We start from the raw sequence: 17,744 nt of genomic DNA, 5'->3' as shown, positions 1-17,744 counted from the left end.
CTGATCCGGTCATCGTCTTGCATGACGCGGCTGCAACTGACGGATGACGGGTGGGATTTCATCGAGCCTTACCTGCCGATCGGTGGGTTCGGCCCGTACCCCGAGCGGTTGCGGCAGCAGTTCGAGGGCGTGATCTGGCGGTTCAGGACGGGCGGGCAGTGGCGGGAGAAGCCGGGGGAGTTCGGTGCCTGGCCGACCGTCCGCAACCGCTTCCGGCAGTGGAGGGACGCAGGTGTCTTCGAAGCCCTGGCGGAGGGCCTGATCGCGGAAGCCGTTAAGCGGGGTGAGGTGGACTTGTCCCTGGTCAGCGTGGACTCCACCACTGCCCGGGCCCACCACGACGCTGCCGGGATGCACCTGGGCCAGGACGTCATCACCGCTCTGGAGAAGGCCACTGCCGAGGAGCAGGCCCGGCAAAAGGGGGCGGCCCCGAAGAACATGACGGGTAGGGCGCCGGAAACGACCCCGAGCGGGAAGAGCGGACGACGCTCGCGCGACCCGGACGTGCTGACGTACTCCAGCTCGACGTCCTCCGCCGATACCTCACACACATCCATCCAGGCCTCCGGTACGACGCCGACCGGGCGCAACGACCGTCGACAGAGCCAGAGCGGCGTACCGGAGAAGAGCGAGGCACTTCATCAATTGCCCGGAGACGACTGAGAGCCTGTCGGGTGACCTCTGATCGGGCGGCCACGCCCTGGCAAGCGCGCTTCCCGCGTTGCCGAAATGTCCTAGCTCGGATGGCGCTCAAGCACACCCACGAAACCGGGGTAGGGGCGGCGTAGTCCGGCTCCCTGTCCGACCTGGACAAGAACCGGGCGCCGGCCGAGTGGCCGGAATGCTCGCTGCGCCAGACCCCGGATTCGCTGGAGATCCAGGAGCAGCCGGAGCAGCGGCGCCAGGAGGGGGCGCGGGCCGAGCAGTTCTGGAAGATCAAGCCGCGGCGGACCGGCGACACGGCGATGCTGCACCGCGGCGGGTGCACCTGCGCACGGACACGGGCTGGCGGGTGTTCCTGCAGTTCCAGACCGGCAGCACGCTCCACACCGCCGCCCTGACCCTGCACGTCGGCTGACCCCGGCGGGCGCCGCCGCTCCCTGCGGCGGCGCCCCGCACCCCGGCCGACAGGAGGGTTGCCTGCCATTGGGCGTGTCCGCCGGCCGTACGCCGCACTTCGGAGGGAAGGCTTCACGGATGCACGCCGTACTGCACGCACTGTCGATCACGGGGTCCATGACCTGGGAGATCACCTGGGCCCTGATCCTGGGCTTCGCCCTGTCCGCCGTCGTCCAAGCCGTGGTCCGCAAGTCCACCATCGTCTCTCTGCTCGGCGACGACCGGCCCCGCACCCTCGCCGTCTCCGCGGGCCTGGGCGTGGCGTCCTCGTCCTGCTCCTACGCCGCGGTGGCGCTGGCCCGCTCGCTGTTCCGCAAGGGCGCGAACTTCACCGCCGCGATGGCCTTCGAGATCGCCTCCACCAACCTCGTCGTCGAGCTCGGTGTCATCCTGGCGCTGCTGATGGGCTGGCAGTTCACCGCCGCAGAGTTCGTTGGTGGCCCCATCATGATCATTGTGCTGGCCGTCCTGTTTCGGCTGTTCCTGCGCACGGGGCTCCTGCGCCAGGCCCGCGAACAGGCCAAGCGGGGCCTTGCCGGGTCGATGGAGGGCCACGCCGCGATGGACATGTCCGTGCAGCGCAACGGCACCTTCACCCGGCGCCTGTTCTCCCGCGAGGGCTTCACCGCCACCAGCCATGTGTTCGTCATGGAATGGGCGGCGATCCTGCGTGACCTGGTCGTCGGTCTGCTCATCGCCGGCGCCATCGCCGCCTGGGTCCCGGACTCGTTCTGGCGCACCTTCTTCTTCGACGGCCACCCGCTCGCCGCCAAACTGTGGGGGCCCATCGTCGGCCCGCTGGTGGCGATCGCCTCGTTCGTGTGCTCCATCGGGAATGTGCCGCTGGCAGTGGTGCTGTGGAAGGGAGGGATCAGCTTCGGCGGCGTGGTGGCGTTCATCTTTGCCGACCTGCTGATCCTGCCGATCCTCAACATCTACCGGAAGTACTACGGCGCGAAGATGGCCGCCTTCCTCATCGGCACCTTCTACCTCGCGATGGTCATTGCGGGATACATCGTGGAGTTCGCCTTCGGCGGCCTCGGTCTGATCCCCGATCAGGCCGACGCGAAGGTCCCCATGGAAGGCGTCAGCTGGAACTACACCACCTGGCTCAACATTGCCTTCCTCATCCTCGCAGCCGTGCTCCTGGTGCGGTTCTTGCGGACCGGCGGGCTGACCATGTTGCACATGATGGGCGGCACTCCCGACACCGGCCAGGGCTACGGCGACCACATGCAGCACTGACGCAGGGCCGTACGGACCGCTCCGGGTGCTGGCGTGGGGCGGTCTTCGCAGGCCTGGTTCGTGGAGTTCCCATCCAAGTGGCGCTCGCCCGTGCCGTACCGGTCCTGCCGGAGGGGCCGGGCTGGTGGTGCGACCCGAAATTATGGGCAGGGTTCGGGCCTGTTCATTGTCCGCGTTGGACCGCGGTCCTGTCAGAAAACGCCGAGTCGCCTCATCGTGGAGGCATGCGCAGGCCAGCTGCCCGGGCAGCCTCTGGCTCACAGCCGAATGGTCGCAGGTGCCCTCGCGGCCCGAGCCAGCAGATCCTGCTCCCACCGGTTCTCGGAAAGTTCGATGCCATCGGGCGCAAACTCCTGCAGGGTCGCCTGCCGGTGGCCGGGGGAGTGCTCACCGCCAGCCATGACGCCCACTCCCGCTCCGGGACCGCGATAGGGTTCCGGGTCCCCGTCCCACAGCCGGGACGCGGCCGCCGGCAGGCCCTCGGCCATCGTTTCGGCCTTGGAAAGTCAGCACCGTTCGCAGCCGCTCGTTGGCCACCGCCTTCAACGCCGCGGTCTGAACGCTGAACGCCACGGGACGAGTGCCGCGCTCGTTGTCCGAACGCGACTGGATCCCAGTGTCCTGTGCCATCGAAGTTTGAGCGGGTGTCATCGAAGTTTGAGTGACCTGGGTCACTTAGGCGGTGTCCTATGTGGTGAGTTTGAGGAGTCGCCTGTAGCAGCACAGGGCAGCGGCAAGGCCGAGAAAAGCCAGGTAGTTGCGGGGGTTGCGTTCGTAGCGGGGGCTGAGTCTGCGGTAGCCGGACAGCCACGAGATCGTGCGCTCGATTGTCGGCGTCGACGTCAGCGGGCGAATCCGCGGCCGGCAGCACCGTTGGTTCCGCCGCAGCACGACGGCATCCGGTACGGACGCGGAGTCCGTACTCCCGCGTCCTGTCGCAGACGCGGAAGCACAGCTCGCTCGGTCTCTCGATGTGGTGGCCTATCGCAGGTCGTCGACGTCCAGTTCGGCGCCGGCCACCAGGGTGACCTCGCCCGCCGGGGCGGCGGCGTCCTCGACAGCGTGCGCGCCGGGTACCTGGGACGCGAGGACCGCGGCCCGGTCGGCGAGGCCCGGGGGATAGGTAACCGTGGTGCGGCCGGGGTGCGGCGCGTTGCCGGTGCCCGTGACGGTGAACCCGGCCTCGCGCAGTCTCTCGGCGACCGCGGCGGCCTTCCCCTCGGCGTCCGATCCGTTGAGGACACGCACGTGCACGGAGGACGCGTACAGCGGATCTTTCGCGTCCGCCTCCAGGCTCTTCTTGTCGATCTCCCTGTCCTTGGCCAGGGCGGTGAACACGGTGGCGGCCTGCGGGTACTGCCACACCACATTGGCCTTGTCCGTCGGGACGTCGGCTTCGCGCGGATAGCTGGGAACGGTGAGGAACGTCAACCGGTCCTCGGGAACGCCCTTCAGCTCGGACGCGAGGCCGGTGAGGGCTTTCGCACCGGCCAGTTCGTCGTCCGTGGTGAGGGACTTGGTGAGGGACTGCAGCAACTTGTAGAGAGCGACGGGGTCGGTGATCTTCGACTTGGCCTTCTCGGCCAACGCCGACATGAACTCCTGCTGGCGGCCGATACGTCCGGTGTCGGAGCCGTCGCCCACGCTGTAGCGGGCACGCACGTAGCCGAGCGCCTTCTCGTCCCTGATCGTCTGGCAGCCGGCCTCCAGATCGAGGTGGGCCTTCTTGTCGTGGATGGCCTGCTCAGGGCAGACCTCTATGCCGTCCAGGGCGTTGACCATGCCCTTGAACCCCTGGAATTCGACCGACATGAAGTTGTCGATGCGCAGACCAGTATTGGCTTCGATCGTCTTGATGGTACAAGCGGCGGCGTCGGCCACCTCGCCGCCTGTGCCGCCGAGCGAGAACGCCTCGTTGATCTTGAAGTGATGGACCTCGGAGGTCGTACCGTCGCCCTTGTCGCAGGCCGGTATTCGCACCCAGGAGTCGCGGGGTATGGACACGACCGCGGCCCACTTCCGGTTCGCGGGGATGTGCAGGACCATCAGCGTGTCGGAGTGCATGGTGCCCCCCTCCATGCCGCCGTACCGGGCGTTGGCCCCGGACCTGCTGTCGGAGCCCACGACCAGGATGTTCCGCGACCCGGGACTGAGGTTCTCCGGGCGGTCGTCGCCGAGCTTGCCGTCGAGGTGGGCGCCATGGATGTTGCCGTCGAGGTCGTTGTAGATCCACGCACTGGCGCCGCCGGCGCCGAGGACGCACACGGCGCCGATACCGGCGGTCCAGGCAACGATCCGGCCCCGCCGCGTCAGCCCGTCCGACTTCCCGCCCGCTCGCCTACGCGAGCGCCCGGCCGCCGGAGCACTCTTTCGTCCACGTGTCCCACCCATGTGAATCGCCCCCCGCGCCCCGCCCCGACCACCCGGCGTGACCGGACACCAGACGCCCGATGTCGATCACCGGACTTTATACGATCGTTTCGAACGTGCAGCTGTTGGTGCAGCGAGGCTCCGGCTTAATTAGTGCGGCGCGGCTTGATTGATATGGAGTCTTGAAAGCTGAGGTAGAGCTGCGTGACGGCCGACAGCGTGAGCCAGGTGTCGTGGTCGTCGAGGACCGATCGCCACGACTGCGTCGCGGTGAGGCCCCGCGCGTAGTGGTCCTTGAGCCGTTGGTGCGTGTCTTCCGGCATGGTCGGCCGCGGCACTGGTCGTTCGTTGGGGAAACGTGGGCTGAGGATCCGCTTGAGCAGCCAGAGAGGAATCTGCCAACGATGGGCGATCTGGCGCAGGCTTTGCTTGCTCCAGCTGGCTTCGTGCTTGATGAGCCCAATCTTGTTGAAGCCGTCATGCGGCAACGAAGCATGGCGTCGAAGCCGGAGATCGGGCTTCGTCCAGATCGGAAGGTATGCCGGGCTGGCGTCCACGAGAGTGAGGGCCAGGACCTCTGGCGAGCGGCCACTGGCCCAGGCAACGCGCTTCAGGGCAGGCTTCTGGCCGACCGAGTGCGGTGGTGGCGCCAGAATCCGGATCAACTCGCTGGGCTTGAGGTGGTTGGCCCGCGCGAGGCGTTGGACGTAGTTGACCGTTGTCTCGCCGAGCCGCGGACGGACGTCGATGGGAAGAGGGACGAGCGGCGGTATTGGCAAGTTGTTGCTCACTGACGCGTCCCAGATGAGAGGTGGGAGAAGGACTGTGCGGAGTGGTCCAAGGGGATCGCGGCAAGTGATTTCTTGGTGATGGCCTCGGTGCCGGTGAGGATTGCGTCGATCGCCGCGCCCCGGATGGCGTGGGACAGCGCGCCGATCATCCCGCCGGTGCGGTCGTGCAGGTAGCGGTCCAGGCTGGTGAGGGTGCCGGTCCGGTGCCGGTGGAGAAGCAGGGTGCTTTCCAGCGTTGCGACCAGGCCCTTCCACTCCATGTTGTAGGGGAATGGGGCGGTGGGAACGAGGGTGAAGCGTCCGGTGATCTGCTGGCCGCGTGTGCCTGACAGAAGGTTGGAGTGCTCGATATCGATGCCGGCATAGACGAACGTTGCCGGGATCCGCTCGGAGAAGTACTTGAGCGTGTCGGCGACTTCCGCGCCGGTGCGGCTGGTGAGCGAGATGTTGTGGAGTTCATCGACCAGCACCAGGCCGGTGCGGGTGTCGGTGCAGACACCGACGACGGCTTCGATGAGGTCGGTGATGTTGGAACTGCGCCGGACCGGCAAGCCGAGGAAGCGGGCGAACTCGGCGGCGATCATGCGGGCGGTCGCGGCCGGAGGGACGGTGATGTAGACGACCGGGATGCGGCCGGGGACTGTTGGGTGCCAGGCCTGGTCCAAGAGTTCGTGGGCTCGTCCGAGCTGGGTGATGGCGATGGTCTTGCCGGTGCCGGCGGGGCCGGAGACGATCAGACCGCGGCGGGCGCTGATCGCGTGCTTGTTGAGCAGGACCAGGCGCCGGCCGCAGGTGACGGTGTGCCGGACCGTGGACGTGGCGACCACCCGCAATCGGGCATGGTGATCGAGCCGTTCCTCGTCGTAGAGCTCCCGCTGGAACGGCTGAAGCCCTTCGTACTCGCCCTCGCTCAGCAGCTCTGGCGGGGCGGGTGGTTCGGTGGTGAAGCGGCGCCATCCTGGAAGGGTGGTCAGCTGATATCCGGCCTGATCATCCGCTGTGTCCTCGGCGGCGTCGGCTATGTGGCCGAGTGACATTACGTGCGTCTCCATGGATCTTCGAGCGGGTTGAACAGTCCCAGGGGGGTTACCTCGGCGAGAGGCTTGGTGTCCTCATCTGGTTCGTCGGGGCCTGCGTCCGTGACTGCCGGCGGGGGCGGGACGGTGGGAGGCGGTGTGAGGGAGTGCGCGGAGCCGGTGCGGGCGACGACCTGCTTGTCCCGCGCGGACCGTTTCGGTCTGGTCGGCTGGTCGGGGCCGACGTGGGCCTTGGCCAGCAGGGCGGCGACGGCGTCGGCGATCTCCGCCTCGGTCGCCTTGGGCAGGCCCTGGGCAGCGTGATCCCAGGCCAGTTCGCCGAAGGGCAACGGAACCCGGTGCAGGTGCTTCCAGGTGGCCTCGATCCAGCCGCTGCCCGCGTGGTGGTTGCGGACCCAGATCCGGGCGATGTCATAGGGGTCGTGGTGGATCTCCCACAAGCCCTTCTTTTCTCTGACGCCGGAGTGCTGGCGTCTCAGTCCGGCCAAGGCGGGGCTGTCGTAGGTGCGGCGCTTGATCTTGACTCCGTAGTCGTTGACCACCCGCCAGCACGTGGGCAGCAGTTCGACGTAGTCGTCGCCGGAAAGCGCAACCGGGACGTAGCCGCAGGCTTCGACGAGCGCCGCGTACTTCTCGTTCGGCGTGAACGACCGGCCCGGCATGGCCGGGTCGCGCAGCCCGTCGTGCGGGCGGTTCTGCCACTGGGCGACGATCCACTCGTCCAGCAGTTCCTGAAGCTCCAGCAGGGACCACAGGGGCTGCTTGTCCAGGTCCCGGCCGCGGTGCTCGGTGCTGCGGCCGGTGAATCCGGGCAGGAACTGGGTGAACAGGGTGCCCACCGAGCCCAGCGTCTTCTCGATGTGCCCCTTCTCGAAGGGTGAGCCTTTGTGTGCGGGCTGGAGATCGATCTGCAGGAAGCGGCAGGACGCGAGGAAGCTGCGGGACATGAATGCCTTGCCGTGATCGCAGACGATCATCTCCGGGACGATCACCGGCCGGGCGGCGGCGTGCTCCAGCCGCTCGTCCAGGGACAGCAGCCGCCGGTGCGGGAGCACCGAGCGGGACATCCGCAGGGCGTCGGTCCAGCCCGGCCTCATCAGTTCCGGGGTGACCGTGCGGGCCAGCAGCACGCTGGCGTCGACCGCCTTCGTTGTGGGCCGCAGCACGGCTGCGGTCACCGTTCTCGTCGCGACGTCGACCATGCCGGTCAGCTCAACCTTGCCCGCCACTCCGTCGTCCAGGCGGACCAGCACGTCCATGGGCGTGGAGTCGATCTGCATCACCTCACCCGGCGCGAATGCGGGCAGCTCACCGAACGGTGCGGCTGCCCCGTGCGCCCGCGACCTGCGGGTGGTTGCCGATCCTGTGGTGTGGGTGCCGGTGGTGAGCTTGTCCAGCAGCCGGTAGAGCGTGCGCCGCGACGGCAGCTTCGCCTCGGTGCCGTCCTCGCCGACCTTGAGGATCTGCTCGGTCCGCCAGAGCAGGAAGGTGCCCGTGCGGGTCGAGGCGTCGGTCGCCTCCGTGATCGCCTGCCGCATCGCGGCGACCACCGCATCGTCCACAGTGCCGTACTTCGGCGTCCGGCGGACCGGCCGATGATCGGCCAGCCCCATCACCCCGTTCTTCTCATAGCGGCGGCGCCGGTTGGCGACCGTGCCCGCAGTCACCCGGTGGCCTGCGGCGGTGAGTTCGGCCGCCTTCGCCCGTTCCCGCGCGGTCAGCGATCGGGACAGGGCGTACTGCGGCTTCGAGTCCGAGCCCGCGGCGGCCTCCGGCGGCAGCCCACGCAACACCTCCAGAATGTGCCCCTCCCACCACAGGGCCTTCTCCAGCGCGGCCTGCGGCAGGGTCTCCAGCAAGGACACCGGCGGCAGCGGCACCCGGCCCGCGCTCTCAACGACCTCGAGTCGTCGTCGGCGAACAGCACCGCCGGCGGAACAGCCCGCGGCATGCCACCCATGTCCGACAGGGTGACCGACCAGCCCGAGACGGCCAGGACCAGGCGGACCTGCCCCTCGAACCGGACGCGTTCACCAACGGCCAGCCCCTGCGGCCGCATCAGACGTCCCACCGTGATCCCCTCTCTGCCGCGTGAACCACGGCGTCGGAATCGAGCAACCGTGTGGTCACGTCCGTCACCAGGGCGCCGGACCACAGCAGATGAAAGAGCACCGGCAGCACGATCAGCGGATCACCCGCCCGCCCGGCCCCCGACCGCAACGGCCCTGGCTCGGCAAACACCTCCAGCAAGGCGGCCGCGACCTGCCGACGCAGACACCGAGGCCTGCGGTAGCGCGACAGCCACCGCATGTTCGCCATCAGCACCGGATCGGGAACTCCGGCCCGGTCAAACTCCAGTCCACTGCGCGGCAGGCCCTCTCCGTGGCCGCGAACGCTTTGGCTGCCGCATCATCAACGCGGTCCGCGGCTCGGACGTCGACCACCCTGCCCCGTCCGTTCGCAAGGCGCACGAAGTAGTCCGGTGCGTGCCGTCGCCGTCGGACGCCGTCATGCCAGTGCAGCCAGAACGGCTGCGATGCAATTCCTCTGACCTGCGGGTCGGCATCCAGGAGGATCAGCCGGTCCCGCTCCAGCCACGACTCGTAGCCGATGTGCCCGCCGGTCGTGGCGCAGAAGTACCAGCCCGCGAAGCTCTCCCCGCCCTTGGGCCAACGGAACGGACGCACAGGCACCGCGTACTCGAAGCGCACATTCCAGCAGGCCCCCAACGACCGCCGAACCTGTACCGCGTCCTCCCGAAACCTCAGCTCGAACGCAGCGAGATCCGGATCCGTGTACGCCTCCGCGAGCTCCCCCGCCGCCACCTTGACCACCCGTACTCCGTACTGATCAAACTTCGATGGCACGAACTTACTGATGATCAACGTTCGATGGCAAAGATCAAAGTTCGATGACACAGGTGACCCAGCAGGTGCGCCGCCTGAGAGCGACGGGTCAGAGGCGTCATTAATATACGCTCATTGTGCGGAGTATGTACGCGTAATGTGCGTTCCTCGCGGTATGATGGAACCGGAGGTGCTCATGTCCGAGTTGTTCGACGCGGTCGACGCCCTGATCGCGTCCGCGTCCCCGCTGCCCGCGCCCGCCGAGCGGGAACGACTGCGCAGGGCCCATGGGCTGACGCAGGACCAGGTCGCCAAGGCACTCAAGGTGCGCCGGGCCACGGTGGTGTCGTGGGAGAGCGGGAAGACCGAACCGCGGCCCCCGCAGCGCGAGGCATACGCCCGCCTGCTGGAAAAGCTCGCCGACCTCTACCCCGTCAACGCGACCACGCCCATCCACGTCACCGATGCGGAACCGGCAGACACGGCTGCTGAAGCCCGTCCCCTGTCCCCGGGGCCATCGGCTGAACCCGACGCCCCACCACAGTCCCGTGCCCCCATGCAGGCACCGACGCCGGCGCAGGATGCCACACCGGCCCGTTCCGCGAGGACCTCAAGGCCGACGTCGCCGCCACCGGCCGTGAAGCGGTCAACCCCGCGGCCGGCCACGGCCCGGGCGGCCGCCGACCCGCGCTACGCGAACGGTCCGCTCGGTGTGCTGGACGGCGACGGCTCGCTGTACTGCATCGGCGGACTCGTCCTGGACTGTCCCGCCAGGACCATCCCGGCGCTGGTCGACTGGACCCTGACCGAAGCGCACCTGGGTGCGCCGCGCCTGCACCCGTCGGGCAAGGACGCCGACCCTCTGATCGTCCTTACCGCCTCGGCCGCCGAACGCCTCGGCCTGCCTGAGCGGCTGGAGGACCGGCGCGGCCTGCGGCTGCCCGAGGACCACAAGGTCGTCAAGCAGATCACCAAGGCGAAGTGGAAGCTGACCCGGCGCGGGTTCGGCCCCTGGGCGCGGATCTACCGCCCCGCGCAGCACGGGCAGCGCCAGTGTGTGCAGTTCGCGGTCCTGCCCTGGGGCGCTCTCGACTCCCGCTCCTGGGGCACCACCGACCACCTCGACCCGGCCGCCATCGCCGACGTACTCGGCGCCTACGCGACCCGCGTCATCACCCCCCGTGGCTCCACCGCCGTCTCCGGTCTGGAAACCATGACGGCGCTGCGCCCGCCGACCCGTGCCGTACGCGACGAAGACACCGGCACCTGGGTCTCCGGACCGGTCCCCGGCTCGCTCACCGAACCCGTCGACCCGGCACCGGTGGAAGCCCCGGATCAGCACCCGGTCGTCGCCGCCCTCTACCCGCGTACTCATCAACGCACCCCGGACGAGGTCCTCGACGAGGAGGCGTACGAGTGGACGCGTGACCCGCAACTGCTCACGGACGCTGAGTGCACCCGCAGCTTCGCGGTCGGCATCGACGTCAACACCGCGTTCCTCGCCGCCGCGAACCGACTCATCGTGGGCCTGGGCGCGCCGGTTCACATCACGCAGCCGGTGTTCGACAAGAGAACCCCCGGCAGCTGGCTCGTCGACCTGTCCGGCATCGAACTGGACCCGCGCCTGCCCAGCCCTTTCACCCCGCACGGCACCCGCCCCGACGGGCCTGCCTGGTACGCGACACCGACCGTCGCCTACGCCGCCGAACTCATCAGCACCTACCAGTTGCCAGTCACTCTGCGGCCGCTGGAAGCATGGATCCGCACGGATTCCGGCGCGTACCTGGACCCCTGGTACAAGCATCTGGCCGAGGCGTACAAGCAGACGATGGCCGACCTGGGCGTCGTCTCCGGCATGACCGAAGCAAAGTTCCTGACCGCCATGGAGACCCACAAGCAGACCGATCCCGGCATGGCCGCAGTCCTGTCCGCGATCAAGTCCACGGTCAAGGGCGGCATCGGGAAGTTCCGCGAGGGCCCGCAGGGCGCCAGTTACAAGTTCGGCGAGCGGTGGCCGGCGCTGGAACGCCCGACGTGGCGCCCCGACATCCGCGCTGCGATCATCTCCACCGCCCGCGTCAACATGCACCGCAAACTGCTGAAGACGGCCCTCGCCACCCAGCAGGCTCCGGCCCCTGCCGGACACCTGATGCTCGGCGAGGACGCCTTGCTGCCGATCGCGCTGCTGTCGGACTGCGCCGTCTACCTCTCCGACGGGCCGTCCCCGCTGGACGTCCTGCCGCACACCGCTGACGGGAAGCCGGCCCCGGGCACGTTCCGGCTCGGCGTCAGCCCCGGCATGGTCAAGCACGAGGGGACCCAGGAGATGCTGTGGGCCGTCGCGATGCTCGACGAAGGACATAACCCGGCCCGGCACATCAAGGGCACCGACGCGGCGATCGACGGAGAGTAGGAGCACTCGGTGGGCATCCTTGGAGACAGCCTCGACAAAGCCACCGCCGGCACGGCGACCCGGCCGATCCCGAAGTCGGCCGGTGCGCAGATGCGGTTCCTGGTCAAGCAATACAAGAGAACACGGGCCGTGGCCGAACTACTGGGCATTTCCCAGCGCACCGTCGAACGGTACGTCAAGGACCAGTTCAAGAAGCCGCACGCCGACCTCGCGGCCCGGCTCGCCGATCAGGTCCGCATCCGGTGGCAGCCCCGGGTCAAGGAGAAAGCGAAGAAGCAGGCCGCCACCTCCACCGGCATCGTCGTCGAGACCCGCGCACGGTTCGGGTTCACCGCCGCACCGGGCAGCACCGACGACGGACGCATCCGGCTCATCACCCAGCACCTCCCACCCCAGTACGCCGCCCGCCTCTTCGACGCACAAGCCGCCGGCGCCACCGACCAGCAACTCCAGGCCGTCATCGCCGAAGGCCTCCAGGAGCAGTACTTCAAGGACCGCGGCCGCCGCGCCGAAGGTCTCGTGGTCGAGTTCACCGACATCGACTACGTGGAGCTGGACTACTAGGTTCAGAACGGAGGCCCGAGGCACCCCTGACGCCACGCGTCCTGGCGGCCCTCCTCCAGTGGCCGGGGTCAGCCTGCCGGCTGCCCGGTGGTCACCGCGCGCCCCGCCCGCTGGCGGATGACGCTGGATACACGACAGCCACCTGGTCCGGGACGCTGCAGTTTGGGCTGGTCGCGCTGCCGATCCGGCTCTACGCGGCCGCGGAGGAGCACTCCGTGCGTCTGCACGAGATCCGCGTCGCCGACGCCAGCCGCTTCGAGCACCGGCGCTACTGCAAGGCCGAGGCCACCGGCTCGGTAGACTCCCGCCGCGAAGGCCGTATGGAGGGCATCCGCCCCTCGTCGCCGCAGAAACTGCGCCGCCAGATCACCGTCCTGGAGCTGCCCGCGGCCCTCACATGGGCGGACTGCGCCGCGCGATGGACGCGTCCACGGAGGGGCGGCGGGTCCTGCGGGCGGTGGTGTCGCGCCGGTCGCCCATGCGGCGAGGCGAGGCGGGTCACCTTCTTGAGACATCACCTGGCATCATGTGACGCCAGGTGGCACCGCTTGGCGCCATCCGGTGCCACCTGGCGCCACGTGATGTCATTCCATGCCCGCAAGAGCGCATGAGCACGCATGGCGCCACAATGACTCGGGTCTCCCTCTTCACGTTTCCGCAGGTAGGACGGCTTCCCTTGAGTTCACCCCCCATAAGGTGCCATCCGGGCTTGCGCATGGTGCCATCGTGGTGCCATGATGGCGTCATGGACCTCACCCCGTATGTCGACACCCTCCGCCGCGAACTTGCGGTGGCCGCCGAAGCCGGCGGCGACGAAGCCCGCGAGCTGGCCGAGAGGCTCACCGCTCCCCTGGAGTCGGCAACCCGGCTGACCATGCTCAACGTGCTCTCCGCCGCGATGGACGAGATCACCCGCGAACTCGCCCCCGGCTCGGTCGACGTACGGCTGCGCGGGCTCGACCCCGACTTCGTGGTGACACCGCCGCCCACCGACGGCGGCGCCCCCGCGGAGCCGGCCGCGCCCGTCGAACCGTTCAAGACCCCGGCCGACGGCGACGAGGGCGGTACCGCCCGCGTCAACCTGCGTCTGCCGGCCCACCTCAAGGCCCGCGCCGAGGAGGCCGCGACCCGCGAGGGCCTGTCGGTCAACGCGTGGCTGGTGCGCGCCGTGTCGGCCGCGGTCGACGGCGGCACCCGGCCGCGTACGACGGAGAAGACCCAGACCGTCGGACAGAGCTTCACAGGCTGGGTGCGCTGACCGCGCTCCCTGCCCGCACCACTTCACTCACACCGCGTCCCACCAGCGGGGACGACCCAAAGACTCAAGAGGACGGGACAGCCATGCCTTCTTTCGACACTCCCGAACCGATCTCGACCACGGCTCACGTGGAGGCCGGTTCCATCCAGTTCACCGCGGGCGACCGCCTCGACACCGTCGTCGAGGTGCAACCCCGCGACCCGAAGCGGGATCAGGACGTACGGGCGGCCGACCAGACCGAGGTCACGTACGCGGGCGGCGTACTGACCATCAGGACGCCCAAGTCCAATCTGTTCGGCCGCACCGGCACCGTCGACGTGACAGTCGAACTGCCCGCAGGCTCGCGCATCGACATGACCGGCGCCTGGGCCCAGGTGCTCGGCGAGGGCCGGCTCGGCGAGGTCCGCGTGAAAACCTCGTCCGGCGACGTCCGCCTCGATGCGACCGGCCCGCTGAAGCTGACCGCGTCGCACGGCTCGATCACCGTGGACCGGATCGACGGCATGGCCGAGATCACCACCAGCTCCGGCAGCCTGCGCGTCGGCCTCGTCGACGGCCCTGCCGTCCTGAAGAACTCGCACGGCACCACGACCGTCGGCGCCGCGACCGGCGAGCTGCGGGTGAGCGGCGCCAACGGCGACATCGAGATCCGGCGCGCCGAGGACTCGGTCACCGCCACCACCGCCCACGGCACCCTGCGCGTGGGCGAAGTGGCACGCGGCACCGTCCAGTTGGAGACCTCCTACGGCGCCATCGAGGTCGGCGTCCGCGAGGGCACGGCCGCCTGGCTCGACGTCAGCTCGGGCTCCGGCCAGGTGCGCAACACGCTCACCGCGTCCGAGACCCCCGAGAAGACCGAGGACACCGTCAAGGTCCGCGCCCGCACTCGGCACGGCAACATCGACATCCGCCGCGCCAAGGCCTGAGCCACCCCACCCCGTACGGCACCTCAACTTGCCCACTGCTCCTGTCACTTCACCCTTCGATCGGAGGGCCCTATGCCTTCTTCTGTCATGCCCACGTCCAGGCGTGCGGACGGTCACCCCTCGTCCGCCGCCGTTTCCACCGTCGGTCTGCGCAAGTCGTACGGCGACAAGACCGTTCTCGACGGCATCGATCTGCACATCCCGGCCGGCACGGTGTTCGCCCTGCTCGGACCGAACGGCGCCGGCAAGACCACCGCCGTGAAGATCCTGTCCACGCTCATCACCGCCGACGGCGGGCAGGCCCTGGTCGCGGGCCACGACATCGCCACCTCCCCGGACGGGGTGCGTGCCGCGATCGGCGTCACCGGACAGTTCTCCGCCGTCGACGGGCTGATCACCGGCGAGGAGAACATGCTCCTCATGGCGGACCTGCACCACCTCTCCAAGCGCGAGGGGCGGCGCGTCACCGCCGAGCTGCTGGAGCGCTTCGACCTCGTCGACGCCGCAAAGAAGCCCGCCCAGAGCTACTCCGGCGGCATGAAGCGCCGCCTCGACATCGCCATGACCCTGGTCGGCAACCCGCGGATCATCTTCCTCGACGAGCCGACCACCGGCCTCGACCCGCGCTCCCGCCACAACATGTGGCAGATCATCCGCGAACTCGTCTCCGACGGCGTCACCGTCTTCCTCACCACCCAGTACCTGGACGAGGCCGACGAACTCGCCGACCGCATCGCCGTGCTCAACGACGGGAAGATCGCCGCCGAGGGCACCGCCGAGGAGCTCAAGCGGCTGGTCCCCGGCGGACACGTGCGGCTGCGCTTCGCCGACCCGGCCGCGTACCAGTCGGCCGCCTCCGCGCTGGGCGAGGTCACCCGGGACGACGAGGCACTGGCGCTGCACATCCCCAGCGACGGCAGCCAGCGCGAGCTGCGCTCCATCCTCGACTGGCTGGACTCCGCCGGCATCGAGGCCGACGAGCTGACCGTGCACACCCCCGACCTCGACGACGTGTTCTTCGCCCTGACCGGCAGCACCAACCAGCCGAACCAGCCCAAGGAGGCTGTCCGATGAGCGCCCTCTCCCTCGCCGTACGCGACTCGTCCACGATGCTGCGCCGCAATCTGCTGCACGCACGGCGCTACCCGTCCATGACACTGAACCTGCTGCTCACACCGGTCATGCTGCTGCTGCTCTTCGCCTACATCTTCGGCGATGTGATGAGCGCCGGCATCGGGAACGGCGGTGCCGACCGGTCCGAGTACCTCGCGTATCTCGTCCCGGGCATCCTGATGCTGACCATCGGCGGCACCACGATCGGCAGCGCGGTGTCCGTCGCCACGGATATGACCGAGGGCATCATCGCCCGCTTCCGCACGATGGCGATCCACCGCGGGGCGGTGCTCATCGGGCACGTCGTCGGCAGCGTGCTGCAGTGCGTGATGAGCGTGGTCCTCGTCGGAGCCGTCGCCGTGGCGATCGGGTTCCGGGCCACGAATGCCACCGTCCTGGAGTGGATCCTGGCGGTCGGGCTGCTGGCGCTCGTCTCCCTGGCGCTCACCTGGATCGCGGTCGGGATGGGCCTGTCCAGCCCGAACGCCGAGGCGGCCAGCAACAACGCCCTGCCGCTGATGGTCCTGCCGCTCCTCTCCAGCGCCTTCGTGCCGGTCGACGCAATGCCGGGCTGGTTCCAGCCGATCGCCGAGTACCAGCCGTTCACCCCGGCCATCGAGACGCTGCGCGGCCTGCTGCTCGGCAGCGAGATCGGCCACAACGGGTGGCTGGCCGTGGTCTGGTGCGTGGGGCTGGCCGTGCTCGGCTACGCCTGGTCCAAGTCGCTGTTCAACCGCGACCCGAAGTAGGGGCCGGCAGCTTACGGGCCGCGGCCAGCAGCTCGTCCCACCCCAGGGCGGCGTACTCCGACACCGCGTCGGCGTACGCCGCCCCGTCGGCGTTCTCCGCCGGGTATCGCTTTTGAGTGAGAACGAGTTGTGCGAACCGAACCGGCTCCGGGACCTCACTCCAGACTTCAAGCGGTCTTGCTCCGAGAAAGGCTCATTGGTGAGAGGCGTGAGTCCGGCGGGGGAGTCGTTCTCCCGGCCCACGGGCACCCGTGGGGCGGGAGGGGCGGCGCAGCCATGCGCGACCGGGCCCTTGGCCAGCTCCTCCTCCAAGACCGCGAACAGGCCCTCGCTCAGCTTCGGACGGCAAGCCGATTCGGCGAACACGGGTGACCGGCGGGCCGTCGAACAGATCATGGGCCGCCCTCTGTGCCAGGACTGGCCAGCCGCAGCGCTGGCTGCGGGCAGTCAGGTCACTGTGGTCCGTGATCCGGACTGGGACGGTCCCTGGCGGAACGAATTCCTGGGCACGATCGACGACATGGGAGCGCCCGAGCCCGTGGAGAGCTCTCATGCACGTGCCGGCGAGCTGGCGTACTGGGTCACCTTCGATGCGCCGCGGTACGACAGCGACGGGGACGGCCCGTATCGCAAGGCACAAATCTGGGACCGATACCTGCGGCCCGAGCCTGCTCTCCAGAGTTTGACCTCGAGCGGCCCCGAACTTGATTCCCCAGATGCGGGGTTCGGCGGACGTGAAGGCGGCCTTCGCCTGATCCTGTGCTCCGTCACAGAGGCAACGGGACCAACACGAAGGCCGTGGCCATGAGTTTGGTGGACCGTGGAATTCATCGACGTCGATTACCTCGACACCGCTATGCCTGCCTCGGAGTGCTGGTTGCCGCTGCTGCGCCCCGTCCTGCGACGGGCCGTGGTCTCGCCGCCGCGGTACCCACCCGGGAGCCGATCGTGCCTGAAGACCTGAGCGCGGACATAGTGGTACTGCTCAATGTTCGCTGTTGAGGGGCATCCAGCAGCCCGCCGTTGCACTTTGGTTCGGTGCAACGGCGGGCTGTGTCGGCAGGGCCGTTACTACAGTTCCCGCTCGATCTGGCTCTCGCTGACCTTGTCTTCGCGCATGGTCGCCTCGTTCTGGACGGCGTAGCGAGCTTGCGCCCCGCTGCCCTCGGCGCTGCGGATCTCGCCCCGCTGAAGCTCGTCCTGCTGGTCCCGGTACTCCACGTGCTGTCCCTTGCGGTAGGGCATGGGAATCTCCAAGTCTCGTGTGGGTCGGTGGGGGGCTGGCCCCGCTCGTTCGGCAGGGGGTGCCCCGC

General features: G+C 68.8%; 12 protein-coding genes and 4 pseudogenes. 9 read left to right on the top strand and 7 right to left on the bottom strand.

What is annotated here, in order from left to right:
* Window positions 1-21: 21 nt before the first annotated feature.
* Both OG972_RS46095 and OG972_RS46090 read left to right on the top strand, forming a co-directional pair.
* Window positions 22-420, top strand: a pseudogene (locus OG972_RS46095) (transposase); the annotation flags it as partial.
* A gap of 777 nt (window positions 421-1,197) precedes the next feature.
* Window positions 1,198-2,364, top strand: a complete 1,167-nt coding sequence (locus OG972_RS46090) for a permease (RefSeq protein ID WP_266992718.1) — start codon at window positions 1,198-1,200, stop codon at window positions 2,362-2,364.
* 687 nt (window positions 2,365-3,051) lie between these two features.
* Here the strand turns inward: OG972_RS46090 and OG972_RS46085 are convergent.
* The 6 genes and pseudogenes from OG972_RS46085 to OG972_RS46060 all read right to left on the bottom strand — a co-directional run.
* Window positions 3,052-3,192 (bottom strand): annotated as a pseudogene (locus OG972_RS46085) (IS5/IS1182 family transposase); the annotation flags it as partial.
* 153 nt (window positions 3,193-3,345) lie between these two features.
* Window positions 3,346-4,755: an LCP family protein gene (locus tag OG972_RS46080; protein WP_266992716.1), complete on the bottom strand. Its 1,410-nt coding sequence runs from the start codon at window positions 4,753-4,755 to the stop codon at window positions 3,346-3,348.
* 125 nt (window positions 4,756-4,880) lie between these two features.
* Complete coding sequence (locus OG972_RS46075) at window positions 4,881-5,525, bottom strand: hypothetical protein (RefSeq protein ID WP_266992714.1); 645 nt, start codon at window positions 5,523-5,525, stop codon at window positions 4,881-4,883.
* On the bottom strand, window positions 5,522-6,577 hold the full coding sequence (locus tag OG972_RS46070) for an ATP-binding protein (protein WP_266992712.1): 1,056 nt from the start codon (window positions 6,575-6,577) through the stop codon (window positions 5,522-5,524). Before OG972_RS46070 ends, OG972_RS46075 begins: the two co-directional genes overlap by 4 nt.
* Window positions 6,562-8,427, bottom strand: coding sequence for a Mu transposase C-terminal domain-containing protein (locus OG972_RS46065; protein WP_266992710.1), 1,866 nt, complete (start codon window positions 8,425-8,427; stop codon window positions 6,562-6,564). Before OG972_RS46065 ends, OG972_RS46070 begins: the two co-directional genes overlap by 16 nt.
* 193 nt (window positions 8,428-8,620) lie before the next feature.
* A pseudogene (locus OG972_RS46060) lies at window positions 8,621-9,387 on the bottom strand (TnsA-like heteromeric transposase endonuclease subunit).
* 217 nt (window positions 9,388-9,604) lie between these two features.
* Between OG972_RS46060 and OG972_RS46055 the strand changes: the two are divergent.
* From OG972_RS46055 to OG972_RS46025, 7 genes and pseudogenes are all read left to right on the top strand, one after another.
* Window positions 9,605-11,821 carry a helix-turn-helix domain-containing protein gene (locus OG972_RS46055; protein ID WP_266992708.1) on the top strand — a complete coding sequence of 739 codons (2,217 nt, stop codon included), beginning with the start codon at window positions 9,605-9,607 and terminating at the stop codon, window positions 11,819-11,821.
* A 9-nt stretch (window positions 11,822-11,830) separates the two neighbouring features.
* Window positions 11,831-12,385 (top strand): AlpA family transcriptional regulator, encoded by a 555-nt coding sequence (locus OG972_RS46050; RefSeq protein ID WP_266992706.1) that lies wholly within the window; start codon window positions 11,831-11,833, stop codon window positions 12,383-12,385.
* A gap of 296 nt (window positions 12,386-12,681) precedes the next feature.
* A pseudogene (locus OG972_RS46045) lies at window positions 12,682-12,917 on the top strand (hypothetical protein); the annotation flags it as partial.
* A gap of 213 nt (window positions 12,918-13,130) precedes the next feature.
* A complete protein-coding gene (locus tag OG972_RS46040; RefSeq protein ID WP_266992704.1) occupies window positions 13,131-13,643 on the top strand; it encodes a toxin-antitoxin system HicB family antitoxin in 513 nt (170 codons plus the stop codon).
* Window positions 13,644-13,726: 83 nt separating this feature from the next.
* Entirely contained in the window at window positions 13,727-14,569 is an 843-nt protein-coding gene (locus OG972_RS46035; protein ID WP_266992702.1) for a DUF4097 family beta strand repeat-containing protein, read from the top strand.
* Window positions 14,570-14,656: 87 nt separating this feature from the next.
* On the top strand, window positions 14,657-15,643 hold the full coding sequence (locus OG972_RS46030; RefSeq protein ID WP_266992700.1) for an ATP-binding cassette domain-containing protein: 987 nt from the start codon (window positions 14,657-14,659) through the stop codon (window positions 15,641-15,643).
* Window positions 15,640-16,431 carry an ABC transporter permease gene (locus tag OG972_RS46025; RefSeq protein WP_266992698.1) on the top strand — a complete coding sequence of 264 codons (792 nt, stop codon included), beginning with the start codon at window positions 15,640-15,642 and terminating at the stop codon, window positions 16,429-16,431. Before OG972_RS46030 ends, OG972_RS46025 begins: the two co-directional genes overlap by 4 nt.
* A gap of 1,071 nt (window positions 16,432-17,502) precedes the next feature.
* Here the strand turns inward: OG972_RS46025 and OG972_RS46020 are convergent.
* Complete coding sequence (locus OG972_RS46020; protein WP_266992672.1) at window positions 17,503-17,676, bottom strand: hypothetical protein; 174 nt, start codon at window positions 17,674-17,676, stop codon at window positions 17,503-17,505.
* Between the last annotated feature and the right edge of the window lie 68 nt (window positions 17,677-17,744).

Source organism: Streptomyces sp. NBC_01669 (genome assembly GCF_026339735.1).
Lineage (GTDB): Bacteria > Actinomycetota > Actinomycetes > Streptomycetales > Streptomycetaceae > Streptomyces > Streptomyces yanii.
The sequence above is the reverse complement of the archived record's forward strand: the minus strand, read 5'-3'. Positions and strand labels throughout refer to the sequence as shown.

Bases quoted from the DNA above. Each gene is read 5' to 3' on its own strand.
- OG972_RS46090 (WP_266992718.1), top strand. From the start codon at position 1,198: ATGCACGCCGTACTGCACGCACTGTCGATCACGGGGTCCATGACCTGG.
- OG972_RS46080 (WP_266992716.1), bottom strand. From the start codon at position 4,755: ATGGGTGGGACACGTGGACGAAAGAGTGCTCCGGCGGCCGGGCGCTCG.
- OG972_RS46070 (WP_266992712.1), bottom strand. From the start codon at position 6,577: ATGGAGACGCACGTAATGTCACTCGGCCACATAGCCGACGCCGCCGAG.
- OG972_RS46055 (WP_266992708.1), top strand. From the start codon at position 9,605: ATGTCCGAGTTGTTCGACGCGGTCGACGCCCTGATCGCGTCCGCGTCC.
- OG972_RS46040 (WP_266992704.1), top strand. From the start codon at position 13,131: ATGGACCTCACCCCGTATGTCGACACCCTCCGCCGCGAACTTGCGGTG.
- OG972_RS46035 (WP_266992702.1), top strand. From the start codon at position 13,727: ATGCCTTCTTTCGACACTCCCGAACCGATCTCGACCACGGCTCACGTG.
- OG972_RS46030 (WP_266992700.1), top strand. From the start codon at position 14,657: ATGCCCACGTCCAGGCGTGCGGACGGTCACCCCTCGTCCGCCGCCGTT.
- OG972_RS46025 (WP_266992698.1), top strand. From the start codon at position 15,640: ATGAGCGCCCTCTCCCTCGCCGTACGCGACTCGTCCACGATGCTGCGC.
- OG972_RS46020 (WP_266992672.1), bottom strand. From the start codon at position 17,676: ATGCCCTACCGCAAGGGACAGCACGTGGAGTACCGGGACCAGCAGGAC.